Here is a 12,029-nt window from a genome sequence, read left to right on the forward strand (position 1 = left end):
ACCGTTGCTTATAATGGAAGAAAAATGGACGATTAAGGTGGGCAAAAGATGACGCAAGAGGAACGGATTAAATCAATCGTTGATTATATGAAGCTGAACCGGAATATTAGCATGGAAGATATCTGTACCCTGTACGAAGTATCCTACGACACGGCAAGGCGCGATCTGGTCAAGATGGAATCGGATGGCCTGATTGTCCGCGTGCGCGGCGGAGCGATTCTCTCGTCCATGACCAGATCGGTGAGCAGCTACAAAGACAGATTAACCGAGGCAGGAAGCAAGCGTTCCATCGCAATGACGGCCGCCTCTCTTATCCGGGACGGAGAGTATGTCATGCTGGATACCGGAACCACAACGCAATATGTCGCCGAATTTATGTCCACAACGGAAAATGTGGTTGTCACGAACTCGATCGACGTTGCCGGCGTGCTTTGCGACAAGCCGCAGATTGCTACCCATTTGCTTGGAGGCATGCTGAACTCCTGGCACCGGTACGCCTTTGGACCGCGCACGGTCGAGATGCTGAACGACATCCGGGTAGACAAGCTTTTTCTCGGCACATGCGGCATTACAACCGAGGGTTTGTTCACCCCTACGGAGGAAGAAGCGTATCTTAAGAGGGAAATGATCAAACGGGCGAATCAGGTCATCATGCTGGCCGATTCGGCCAAATTCGATAAAAGCCTGTTTCACCGCGTATGCCCGTTTGACGCTATCGATCTGCTTATTACGGACGTTAATCCGCCTGCTCCTTTCGATAAGCTGCTGCAAGACCACAATATAGAAGTGATTGTTGCTTCCCCATTGCCAAAATGAACGAAAAAACGGCCGTGCAATCCCGCGCGGCCGTTTTTTCGTTCTATTCTCTTATAGCGGCTGGCTGCTCGCGTCTTCTGTACGTCGAAGGGGTCTCGCCAAATGTCTCCTTAAACTTGCGGGTAAAATAAATCGTGCAGTCGAATCCGACATCAGAAGCGATTTCCGTTATCTGCCGGTTTGTACCCGTCAGAAGCTGGGCCGCTTTCTCCAGCCGGATTTTACATAGAACATTCAGAACCGTGTCCCCTACCTGCTCTTTGAACAGATGAGACAGCCGCGAAGTGGACAAGCAGCTTTTCTTCGCAAGCTCCGGCAGGCTGATCCTTTGGGCTGGGGACAATTGAAGCTCCCTCAGAATCTGGGCAATTCTTGGGTCCATCGTAACGGCACTCTCCGCCGGGCAAGTCTGCTGAATATAAATCAGCGTCTCCTCCAGCGCCATTTCCGCCAGACGGCGGTGCAGCCTCGAGCTTCCCGCGGAAGTCTCATGCCGAACCATCCGCGCTAACGCTTCGTGAATGCTGTCGCGAGAATCCCCCTTCCCCACATGCCGGAAGAACAACCGCTCATCCGAACCGGGCAGCCTTAGCCACGTACTCCATTCCGGATCCGGGATAAAATGAACCCAAATAAATTCCCATGACGTCCCTTTTGTTCCGTAGTGATGAGGAATACCCGGCATAAGCACGGCAATATCTCCAGCCCCGCACGTAACGGTGCTCTGGTTGTTCTTTTGAACCTGCCCTTCTCCGGAGACGGTATACATCAACAGCCAATCTCTGCTGCCCGAGGGACGCTGGATGGCATAATCAGCAGTCTCGTTATAATAACCCGCAATTAAAATTCCGTATGGACGTTCATTATAAATAGCATAATCGGTTTGTTTTTTAGCCATATCAGCTCTACCTCACAATCTAGCGATTGCCCTACAATATAAAGAAAATTACAGCATTTATAAAATTATCGGAACAGTAGAATTCATCGCTACGAACATATCATAAGGAGGCTATACCTGCAATGACCGAAATGACTAGATTTAATCTTACGGACAGCGCCCAAGTAGAGATTCGGCCGGGCAAAATGGGCGGCAAAGGCGGCAGCAATCCAACAGGAGAATCCTTTGGTTTCACCAATTACTATATGACGAGGAACGGCAAGCCTTTTATTCCCGTCGTTGGCGAGTTTCACTTTTCCCGATTCTCCTCTCTCCAATGGGAGGAAGAGCTGCTCAAAATGAAAGCCGGCGGCGTGCATATCGTGGCCACCTACGTCTTCTGGAATTTCCATGAGGAGGAAGAGGGCGTATTCGATTGGAGCGGCAGCCGTAACTTGCGACACTTTATCGATCTATGCGCAAAGCTCGAGTATCCGCTTATTCTGCGGATTGGCCCGTTCTGCCATGGCGAGGTCCGCAACGGCGGTATCCCGGACTGGGTGCTTGCCAAACCGATCGAGATCCGCTCAAACGACCCCGGATACTTAAACCTTGCCAGAAAGCTGTACCGGGAAATTGCGGTGCAAATGAAAGGCAGCCTCTATCAGGAAGGCGGGCCTGTCATCGCCGTGCAGCTGGAGAATGAATTTATGCATTGCGGCGCTCCAAACGAAGCATGGGGGTATAAGGCCGGCAAATTCCTGTCTTCGGGAACCGGGGGCAACAAGCATCTGGCAGAGCTACGCCATATTGCCGAGGCTGCGGGGATTAAGCCTATGTTCTTTACCGCGACGGCTTGGGGCGGAGCTGCCGTTCCGGAGGAAGGCTTCCTCCCGATGCTGGCCGGCTACGCCTATACGTCCTGGATTCCGAATCAACCGCCAAGCCGGGAGTTTATGTTCCGGGACCTGCGCGTTGTACCCGCTGAACCCGTTAACTTTGATACCCACGAATATCCGGTCGCTTATTGCGAGATGGCAGGCGGCATGCAGGTAAGCTATAATGCCCGCCCTTCCGTACCTGCTGCCAGCATTGAGGCGATGACGCTTGTGAAGCTTGCAAGCGGCAGCAACTTGGTTGGCTATTACATGTACCACGGCGGCTCTAACCCGGTCGGCAAGAAAGGCTATATGAATGAGCAGTTCCTGCCTAGGATCACATACGACTACCAGTCGCCTCTAGGAGAATTCGGCCGTGTAGGAGAATCGTATGACCGCATTCGCTCCTTATCCCTGTTTCTGGAATCGTTTGGATCCGTTCTGGCTCCAATGACAACGGTTCTGCCGGAGGGCCAATCCGACCTGGAGGTAACCGATGCTTCCACGCTCCGGTGGTGCGTAAGACAAAAGGACGGCTCCGGCTTTGTGTTTATTAACAACTTCCAGGACCAAGTCGATCTGCCGCAGCGTCCGTTCCGCATTGAACTGGAAACAACCCGCGGCCTTGTCTCTTTCCCGCAGGAAGGAGAAGCTCTGCTGCCGGGCAACACCGGTGTCGTGTTACCGTTCAACCTTGACCTTTACGGCATTTCCTTGCTCAGTTCAACCGCCCAACTGCTGACGGAAGTACAAGCCTCTGATGGCGAGCGGATCATATTCTTCTACGCCCATGACGGCCTGGCACCCGAGTACGTAGTTGCTAAAGCCTCCTTGTCCGGCATTGACGTTCATGACGGTCAAGTTAGCGAAGCCGGCGACAGCTATGTGATCCGTCCGGCAGTTGGCAGAAACAACGGGATTTCGTTCCGGACGACAGACGGCAAACCGGTCCGCTTTATGACGCTCTCCCGCCAGGATGCGCTGCAGACCTACCGTTTCGAGCTATGGGAACAATCTACGGTCGCAATCAGCAGCTGCCTTGTTGTTGCCCATCGTAATCAGCTCGTATTTACTTCACCAGGCAGTACGGCATGCAAGGTATCCCTGTTCCCGGCGCCACAGCCCGAGCTTATCGCAAATAACGGGATGGCCGTACACCTTGAGACGGAGGGCTTATTCCATACGTATTCGATTGAGGTTCCTGCCTATACGCCGGAAATAGAGGTCACGATGCCGTCCGACCATACGGCACTACTTCAATTCGCCGGCAATGATTGGCCTTCCCATGTGGAGGATGTATGGCTCGAAATCGATTATGACGGCGATGTCGCCCAAGCGTTCCTAAACGGCAAGCTGCTGACCGACCATATTCATTTCGGTAAAACCTGGAGCATTGGCCTAAAAGATTTCTACAACCAGCTGGAGCAATCTGCGCTGCATCTGACTATAACCCCGCTGCGCAAAGGAACGGTCCATACGTTTATTAATCAGGCGCAGGTTGAGAGATTCGAAGGCGTCGAGATTGCGGTCTTCCACCGGATCGAAGTCGTCCCGCATTATCGGGTAGCCTTGCTTCCGCTTCCGGCAGCCAAATAACCAAACAAAAGGGATCATCACTTCATCGTGATGATCCCTTTTGTTCTATTTCCCTATTTCCGACCAAAGCCTTCTCGCCGTTCTCATAAAGAACTTCGATTGCTCCCACCTGTCGCTTATCTCATGATTACGTCCGTCGTATTCATCCGTTGTTATCGCATAGGAAGGCGGACCAAGCTCCACGACAAAAGGCAGCACATCCCCCGCTCCCGCTTTCGACTGCCAATTTTTCATGCCCGAGCTCCACCAACGCTCGAAATGCCGCAGCATCGGATGCTCACCGTTGTTTCCCACGTCAATCTGCACCTGCTCGCCGTTAGATACCCTCGCATGGAAAGCCGCGCTGCGGGTCAGAACCGTCTGAATCAGCTGCTCCGCTTCGTCGGATATCGTATGAAGCTCGCCGGCCACCACATAATGCGACAGATCAATCGTCAAACGAAGAGACTGAAGCGCCTTGATATAATCCACTGTTCGCAGCAAATCTTGGGTAATCGTACCGCGGTGCGTCTCGATAAATAACGGAATTCCGGCATGACGCGATAGGGCATCCATGGAACTGAGCAGTTGAACGGCTGGCTCGTTGATGAGGAAAGGCGTCAAAACTTGCGCGTTAATATGCTGAATGCCGCCGTATTCTTTTGCCCTGGTTAGAAACTGATCCATGTCCTGAGCCGTCTTCGGGTACGCATTTACGCTAAAGGATAAATCGTAACTTTCCAGAAGACGTCTCCATTTCTCCTCGTCTTGCGGAGCCGGAATAAATCCGTTTATACCGTCAAAGCCCGCTTCCGCGATCATCTCCACCTGTTCCTCAACGCTTCGCCCCTTCGCAGCTGCAAGGCCCGACATTCCCCACCATGACATCTGCACGTCAAGCTTCGGATCCAACGATTCCTTCACAAACTCTCCTCCTAAATAAACATATAGTCTAGTATAGGGAATCGCCGTAAGGAGAGGCAGTAACGATCCTGCTATCAACTCGTTTAATCCTGCTACTTGATATACTATTTGTACAGGTTGCCGTAACTGATCGCCAGACTTTCAAGCGGATCTTTGCGGCACGAATCCTGCTCAACCACAAGCCACTTTGTCCCGATCTCCTCTGCCGCTTGGAAGATGGCATGAAAATCCAACACCCCTTCGCCGATCTCCGCAAAGAATGCTTCTTCACCAGCCTCCGCATCCTTGATATGCAGCAACGGACAACGGTCACGAAGCTTAAGCAGATATTCTGCCGGATTTAAGCCCCCGCGATGAACCCAATACGTATCGAGCTCCATTTTTACATGGGAAGGATCAGTTTCTCGCAGTAAAATATCCAGTATATATTCGCCGTCAAATTTCCTGAATTCCCAATCATGATTATGGTATAACAGCTGTACGCCTCTTTGACTTAATCGGGCACCGATTTCATTCAGCTTACCAGCCTTGCTAAGTAAATCTTCCTTTGATTCGAAGCCAAGGGATAGGGCAACATACTTCTCCGCGTCTACCTTCTTCAAATAATCAACCACACTGTCCGGATCCGATTCAAGCTGCTCCAATGAAGTATGGCAACCGATCACTTTTAACCCAAGCTGGTCCAAAAGCCTTTTTTGTTCGGCAATAGTAATTTCCTCAGGCGGCGGCCCAAGCTCAATAGCTTTATAGCCGATGTCCGCTATTTTTTTTAACGTTCCCCTGTAATCCTTGTTCAGTTGATCACGGACGGTGTAAGGCTGTACGGCGACCGGAAGATTAGGCATCGTTATTAAACCTCCTATCATCTTTAGGACCAATCGAATAATACTCCGTGATAATGATCCTTGTCGTTCCTAAGCCCTTCGTAGGCTTGAACGGCTTGTTCCGGCTTTAGTATATGACTGATTAAAGGCTCGATTGCCAGCTTCTTGCGTTTCATAAGCTCAAATATGATTTCGGAATTCCGGGTTAAGGAATGCTTCACAAACGCGTCCTGCTCCACGGGGAATCTCCACTCATGAGCGCCTTTTAACGTCATGCAGCCTTGTCCGTCCAAATGGACATAGTTCAGCAGCTCCGTTATATTCCCTTGATATTCGCCCCGCGGGCTTCCGAGCAGCACAACCTCGCCGTATTTCGCGACCCATGGCAGTCCTTCCGTTACGACCTTCGGGATTCCGGTAGCATCTATTAACGTCGACACTCCTCTTCCGCCGGTTATTTCGTTAATACGCCCATGGACCTTAGGGTCAGATGGCAGGGTATACGCGATTCCGGCTGCTGTCGCCGCCTCCAGCCGTGGCCCCGATAAATCGATTCCGATCACGGAAGCGCCTTGCAGAGAGGCTAATTGAGCGGCCATGTTCCCGATAAGACCTAAGCCGGTTACGGCCACATAATCTCCAAGCTCAATCTCGGATACCCGAAGGGACGTTATCGCTACGGAAGCCATCCGGGTGAACGGCACCCAGTGGAGCGGCAGGTCTGACGGCGCTTTCAAAAGTATTCCACCTGAAGGAATAACCGAGTACAAGCTATGATCTCCATAGTGAAACACATGGTCGCCAGGCTTAAAGCCCTGCACCTCTCCACCAATCTCGATGACTTCGCTTACGGAAGAATAGCCGGGAATCCCGGGCATTGCAAACCAGCCCTCATTCCCCGATAGGCAAGCCAGCTCCGTTCCCGGACTAATTAAGGTAAACCTCTTCTTTACCAATAGCTCGTGTTCTCCCAGCTTTTCGATATGGAAGGCATCCTCATGAACCTCGACCTGCCATGGAGCGGTAAAGACGATTTTCTTGTTATTCATTTGTAATCTCCTCCTTGGACATTGCTCTGCCGCTTGTCGAATACATCTCAATGAACTGGCTGGCTGTCAGACCGGCGATGGCTTTGAATGTCCTGCTGAATGCATGGATGGAAGCAAAGCCTGCCGTTTCCGAGATTTGAGTAATTGAGAGGTTACTCTCAAGCAGCTTTCTTTTTGCTTCCTCGATCCGAACATAAGTCACATATTTATGAATGGTTACTCCCAATTGCTCCTTAAAGAGATACGATAAGTGATTGGTCGATACCCCAGCCTGCCGGCTGATTTGTTCCAGGTCTAACCGGGGATTGGCAAACTCCTGTTGAATATAAAGAACGGCTTTTTCGATCGATGCCCAGCCTTTTGTCTTCTTGTCTTTCCCTTCGTAGGACTCATGCTGATTTCTTAAAAAGTAAATGAGCAGCTCCAGCGCCAGCGATTTCATAAACAGCTGATGGAAAGGGCGTTTGCTCAGGAATTCCTGGTGAAGGATATGAAATCTTTTGTGCACCTCTAGTCTATGGGCCGGATGAATGAACGAAATAGGATACAGCGACGATAACAGCTCTTCTTCCGGTTTAATCTGGACTTGCTGCCCTTTGGAAACGCCGGTCTCCTGCCATTTGCTCTGGTCCTCCCAATGGAATAAATCGAAATGAAAGATGTACTGAACCAAAGGCTCACTGGACACGGACCGGATAAAATGAAGCTTCATCGGCGGAAACAGGATAGCCTCCCCTGCCTTTAACCGATACTGGACGCCGTCCAGCAGGATTTCCGCTTCCCCTTGTTCGATATAGGTATACACGTGATCGTAATCCACCCATTCGCCCACAAGGTAGTCCGATCTCGTTATTTTTACAGAGCGGACAAAGGGCGACAGCCGCTCCATTCCGGCGATGTTACGTTCCATAATAGCCTCCGTTTGAAAAGGGGTTTTAACTGTTTCCGAGTACTCGTTAAACCTATCTTATTGAATTTTTAACGCGAAGTCTTTAAATAAGAAAACGTTTTTTTAACCGTAACACCGATTATTGCATAAGTGTCCGTTGCGAACGCAAAAAAAAAAAGCCGCGATGCGATGCAAGCGGCTTTTTGACCCTCTATTTCCTTATACGGAGCGAATTCGCTCCATCAAATCAACATAATCGAACCCTGCTGCCGTATCGACCTCAACGACCGTTCCGCCAATAGACAATGGCGCAAGCTTCTCGTTTAACACCCGTTCCTTGTTGCCTGGCTGCTCAATCCATTCCTTGTCGTTATGGCCCTTATGCCGATCCGCTGATCCCATACGCGCATAATAGCGTTCCAGGAGCACCTGTCCGTCGGCTCTGCACATGATTTGGAAGGGCTCGAAGCCATACTCCCGCTTCAATTTAAGAAACTCCGCGCTTCTTAAGTCCGGACGGCCAAAAAAGCCTTCGATAACAAGCGATTGCCCGGCTGCCAGCAGCGTACCCGCAAAGGAATAAAGTAAAGTAAAAGCGGCCGGCGCCAAGAGCGGCGGAGAGCCATGCGTATTGCAGTCCAAAGCATCAAACAGAGTCTCGTAGATCCCGTCCCGGGACAGCAAGGGAAGTCTCAAATCCTCTGACAGCCGTTTGGCGAGCGTTGTTTTACCGGCGCCCGGGAATCCGTTTATTAGGATAACCGTAGGTTCATTCATCCGCTGAAGGGCCATAGAGGCCGGGCACCGGAATATTCAAGAGCCGCAAATATACCCCAAGCTGGGCACGGTGATGAATCATGTGACTTAATCCAAAGGAGCGAAGCGCCATAGCACGCGGCTGCCGCAGAATAATATAATCACCGTTTCGCAGCGTCCATTCTTCGCTAAGCTTATTCTCGTCGCATTCGGCTATCAAGCCGATAACCTTGGCTGTGTTTGCATCATATTCCGCCAGTACGTCTTCGCGCTTTTGCAAAGCCTCCCGCCGTCCCGATACAGCAGACATATCAAGTTCCGGGGAAAGTAAAATAGCAGCCTGCCAGTTCAACAGGTTGATCAAATGCGTGGCAAGCCCGCCCAACGTCATCGATTTTTCATGCGGCTTCCAAGCCATATGCTCGTCAGGCAAGCGCTCCAGAATACACCTTGTAATCGTCAGTTCATGTTCGGCATCCCCAACAATAAGTTGTTTCATCATCACTCGGGTCTCCTCCCGCTTTGAGATAGTACCTTTTCATACTAGCATATTTTGTAAAATAGCTGCCATCTGCCTGTAAAACGCCATAAAAAAATAGGGGGATACTTCCCTGCGGAAGCATCCCCCTGCTAAGACTATCCATATCAGCCGCCGAATTGAGCCAGGTGCAAACGGCTGTACGCGCCTTGCGCCGCGATTAATTCCTCGTGCTTCCCTTGCTCGGCTATACCTTGCTCGGACACGACGACAATCCGGTCGGCATTCTTGATAGTCGCCAGACGGTGCGCAATAACCAGCGTTGTGCGCCCCCTCGACAGCTCGACAAGCGACTGCTGGATGGCCTTCTCCGTCTCGGTATCAAGCGCGGAGGTAGCCTCGTCCAGAATTAGAATCGGTGGATTCTTCAGGAAAATACGGGCAATCGCCATCCGCTGCTTCTGGCCTCCCGACAGCTTTACTCCCCGCTCTCCGACAATCGTATCCAGCCCCTCCGGCTGCGACCTGATGAATTCGTCAAGCTTCGCGCGGCGCGCCGCTTCCCAGATCTCTCCTTCGTTTGCCTTCAAGTCGCCGTAAGCGATATTCTCGCGGACCGTTCCCGAAAACAGGAAGACATCCTGCTGAACGATACCGATCTGTTGGCGCAGCGAAGCAAGCTTCATCCGTTTAATGTCAATGCCGTCAATCTCGATTATTCCATCATCCGCTTCGTAAAAACGCGGCAATAAGCTGCATAGCGTCGTTTTTCCCGCTCCGGACGGACCAACAAAGGCAATCGTCTCGCCTGCACGAATCTTCAAGTCGACACCTGCCAGCACCTTTTCCTTGTTCTCGTAGCCAAAGGTCACCTTGCTGAAGTGGATCTCCCCTTTCAGCCGGTTAACTTCAATGGCATCTGGCGCATCGGCAATATCCGGCTCGGTCTCCAGAAGTTCCATATAACTCTTAAAGCCGGCCATTCCTTTCGGATAGCTCTCGATAACCGAGTTAATCTTGTTTATTGGCCCAAGGAAAACGTTCGACAGCAGCAGGAAGCCAACGAATTGCCCGTACGTCATCTCGCCTTGAACGACAAACCAGGTACCGCAGACAAGCACAAACAAAATAACCAGCCGCATGAGAAAATAACTGATGGACAAATTCTGAGCCTGAATCCGGTACGAATCAAATTTGGTCCGTTTATATTTTTCGTTGTTGTACGCAAATTTGTTCTCCTCGTGCTCTTCGTTCGTAAATGCCTGCACGACGCGAATGCCGCCGATACTGTCCTCAACCTGGGCGTTGATTTCTCCGATATCCTTGAACATCCTTTGGAAAGACCGGATCATCTTGCGGTTGAAATACAGGGAGAGATAGATAAGCCCCGGAATAATGACAAACGACAGAAGCGCGAGCTTCCAGTTGATTGCGAGCATAAGAGAGAACGCCCCAACCAGCGTCATAACCGCAATAAAGACATCCTCCGGACCGTGATGGGCCATCTCCCCGATCTCCATCAAATTGTTCGTCATGCGCGTAAGCAGATGTCCCGTCTTATTATTGTCGAAGAACCGGAACGACAGCTTCTGAATATGGTTGAACAGCTTGCGCCGCATGTCCGTTTCAATATGAATGCCGAGCTGATGCCCCCAATAGGTGACAACGTATTGCAGCAGGCTGTTAACGGCATAGACCGCCAGCAGCCCCAAGCAGGCCAGGAATATGATTTTCCACTCCCCGCTCGGAAGCAGCTCATCCACGAATTTGTTTACCACAAGCGGAAAGCCAAGTTCCAATAAGCCCGCAAACACGGCGCAGCAGAAATCGACTAGAAACAGCCCTTTGTAGGGCTTGTAATAAGCAAAAAACTTGCGAAGCAATTTACTCTCTCCTTTCCCAAAAGCGCTTTCTTGCCAGACGGACAGCCACTGCGGGGATTACGCCTTGGAGCGCGCCAGCAAGTAGAGAAAATATGGAGCCCCAATGATCCCGACAATAATGCCGGCCGGAATCTCCGAGGGCTGAAGCAGCCAGCGGCCAAGCATGTCGGCCACAACGACCAGCAGCGAACCGATTAGCGCGGAGGCCGGCAGCAGCGCCTGATGCCGTGGGCCAACCAGACTACGCGCGAGATGCGGCCCGATTAATCCAACAAAGCCAATCCCGCCGCTGACCGCAACGCATGATCCGGCTAAGCCAACCGCCGCGGCGAGCAGCACAAGCTGCTCCTTGCTTACCTTCACCCCAAGCCCTCTCGCCGTGCTTTCTCCCAGGTGGAGCGCATCCATGGTCCGTGCTTTCAGAAAAGCGAGCGGCAGTAGAACCGCGATAAACGGCAGCAGCGCCAATACGTATGACCAATTCGTCCCCCATATGCTGCCCGCCATCCAAGTCGCGACAAATTGGAACTTCTCCGGGCTTATGCGCAAAGTCAGAACAATTGTCGCCGCGCTGATTCCCGCCGCCACGCCTACTCCCGAGAGCAGAAGCTGCGTTGGCGAGAACCCCTTATGCCGGTTATAGGACAACAGAAAGACTAAAGCGGCGGTCAGCCCGGCTCCAATCCAGGCGAGCACCGGCAGCAGAAATACGGGCGCGTCCGTTGTTGAAGGGAAGAAGGCGACAAAAATCAGGACAAACAAACCTGCTCCGGCGTTGATGCCAAAGATACCGGGATCAGCCAGCGCATTCCGAGATATTCCCTGCATAATGCAGCCGGACACGGCAAGCCCCGCTCCAATCAGGATCGCGATTACGATGCGCGGCAGCCGGAACTCGAAGAGAATCAGGTCCATCTGCGGCGTCCCATCCCCAAGCAGCGTGTGCAGAAGATCAAGCGGCGACAGCCGCGAATGTCCCGTGTTCATGCTGAGAATAAACGCCAACACGATCACAATGGCGAGTACCGCCAGCATAATGGTATTTCGTCTCCGCCTGCGGATTTCCGAAGACGTAATAGC

General features: G+C 51.7%; 11 protein-coding genes. 2 read left to right on the top strand and 9 right to left on the bottom strand.

Features of this window, described 5'->3' with window-relative positions; genetic code table 11:
- Positions 1 to 48 precede the first annotated feature (48 nt).
- Complete coding sequence (locus PJDR2_RS25745; RefSeq protein WP_015846669.1) at positions 49 to 816, top strand: DeoR/GlpR family DNA-binding transcription regulator; 768 nt, start codon at positions 49 to 51, stop codon at positions 814 to 816.
- 43 nt (positions 817 to 859) lie between these two features.
- Here PJDR2_RS25745 and PJDR2_RS25750 read toward each other — a convergent pair whose 3' ends face one another.
- Positions 860 to 1,714, bottom strand: coding sequence for a helix-turn-helix domain-containing protein (locus PJDR2_RS25750; RefSeq protein WP_015846670.1), 855 nt, complete (start codon positions 1,712 to 1,714; stop codon positions 860 to 862).
- 122 nt (positions 1,715 to 1,836) lie between these two features.
- Here PJDR2_RS25750 and PJDR2_RS25755 point away from each other — a divergent pair, with 122 nt between their 5' ends.
- Positions 1,837 to 4,167: a beta-galactosidase gene (locus PJDR2_RS25755; protein ID WP_015846671.1), complete on the top strand. Its 2,331-nt coding sequence runs from the start codon at positions 1,837 to 1,839 to the stop codon at positions 4,165 to 4,167.
- A 45-nt stretch (positions 4,168 to 4,212) separates the two neighbouring features.
- On the opposite strand, the gene PJDR2_RS25760 is transcribed toward PJDR2_RS25755, so the two are convergent.
- The 8 genes from PJDR2_RS25760 to PJDR2_RS25795 all read right to left on the bottom strand — a co-directional run bounded on the left by PJDR2_RS25760 (position 4,213) and on the right by PJDR2_RS25795 (position 11,984).
- Positions 4,213 to 5,070: a sugar phosphate isomerase/epimerase family protein gene (locus PJDR2_RS25760; RefSeq protein ID WP_015846672.1), complete on the bottom strand. Its 858-nt coding sequence runs from the start codon at positions 5,068 to 5,070 to the stop codon at positions 4,213 to 4,215.
- Between the two features lie 104 nt (positions 5,071 to 5,174).
- Complete coding sequence (locus PJDR2_RS25765; RefSeq protein WP_015846673.1) at positions 5,175 to 5,915, bottom strand: sugar phosphate isomerase/epimerase family protein; 741 nt, start codon at positions 5,913 to 5,915, stop codon at positions 5,175 to 5,177.
- 23 nt (positions 5,916 to 5,938) lie between these two features.
- Positions 5,939 to 6,943: a zinc-dependent alcohol dehydrogenase gene (locus tag PJDR2_RS25770; RefSeq protein WP_015846674.1), complete on the bottom strand. Its 1,005-nt coding sequence runs from the start codon at positions 6,941 to 6,943 to the stop codon at positions 5,939 to 5,941.
- The gene (locus PJDR2_RS25775; RefSeq protein ID WP_015846675.1) at positions 6,936 to 7,853 is read right to left on the bottom strand and encodes an AraC family transcriptional regulator; all 918 of its coding nucleotides are present in this window, start codon (positions 7,851 to 7,853) and stop codon (positions 6,936 to 6,938) included. The genes PJDR2_RS25770 and PJDR2_RS25775 overlap by 8 nt, the downstream gene beginning before the upstream one ends.
- Before the next feature lie 198 nt (positions 7,854 to 8,051).
- Positions 8,052 to 8,624: an AAA family ATPase gene (locus tag PJDR2_RS25780; RefSeq protein WP_265525082.1), complete on the bottom strand. Its 573-nt coding sequence runs from the start codon at positions 8,622 to 8,624 to the stop codon at positions 8,052 to 8,054.
- The gene (locus PJDR2_RS25785) at positions 8,602 to 9,090 is read right to left on the bottom strand and encodes a DinB family protein (RefSeq protein ID WP_015846677.1); all 489 of its coding nucleotides are present in this window, start codon (positions 9,088 to 9,090) and stop codon (positions 8,602 to 8,604) included. The genes PJDR2_RS25780 and PJDR2_RS25785 overlap by 23 nt, the downstream gene beginning before the upstream one ends.
- Positions 9,091 to 9,233: 143 nt before the next feature.
- Positions 9,234 to 10,949 (bottom strand): ABC transporter ATP-binding protein, encoded by a 1,716-nt coding sequence (locus tag PJDR2_RS25790; protein ID WP_015846678.1) that lies wholly within the window; start codon positions 10,947 to 10,949, stop codon positions 9,234 to 9,236.
- A gap of 57 nt (positions 10,950 to 11,006) precedes the next feature.
- A complete protein-coding gene (locus PJDR2_RS25795) occupies positions 11,007 to 11,984 on the bottom strand; it encodes a FecCD family ABC transporter permease (protein WP_416202280.1) in 978 nt (325 codons plus the stop codon).
- Between the last annotated feature and the right edge of the window lie 45 nt (positions 11,985 to 12,029).

It is taken from the genome of Paenibacillus sp. JDR-2, assembly GCF_000023585.1.
Classification (GTDB): Bacteria; Bacillota; Bacilli; order Paenibacillales; family Paenibacillaceae; genus Pristimantibacillus.

Coding starts and splice junctions, on each gene's coding strand:
- PJDR2_RS25745 (WP_015846669.1), top strand. CDS start 49: ATGACGCAAGAGGAACGGATTAAATCAATCGTTGATTATATGAAGCTG.
- PJDR2_RS25750 (WP_015846670.1), bottom strand. CDS start 1,714: ATGGCTAAAAAACAAACCGATTATGCTATTTATAATGAACGTCCATAC.
- PJDR2_RS25755 (WP_015846671.1), top strand. CDS start 1,837: ATGACCGAAATGACTAGATTTAATCTTACGGACAGCGCCCAAGTAGAG.
- PJDR2_RS25765 (WP_015846673.1), bottom strand. CDS start 5,915: ATGCCTAATCTTCCGGTCGCCGTACAGCCTTACACCGTCCGTGATCAA.
- PJDR2_RS25770 (WP_015846674.1), bottom strand. CDS start 6,943: ATGAATAACAAGAAAATCGTCTTTACCGCTCCATGGCAGGTCGAGGTT.
- PJDR2_RS25775 (WP_015846675.1), bottom strand. CDS start 7,853: ATGGAACGTAACATCGCCGGAATGGAGCGGCTGTCGCCCTTTGTCCGC.
- PJDR2_RS25780 (WP_265525082.1), bottom strand. CDS start 8,624: ATGGCCCTTCAGCGGATGAATGAACCTACGGTTATCCTAATAAACGGA.
- PJDR2_RS25785 (WP_015846677.1), bottom strand. CDS start 9,090: ATGATGAAACAACTTATTGTTGGGGATGCCGAACATGAACTGACGATT.
- PJDR2_RS25795 (WP_416202280.1), bottom strand. CDS start 11,984: ATGCTGGCGGTACTCGCCATTGTGATCGTGTTGGCGTTTATTCTCAGC.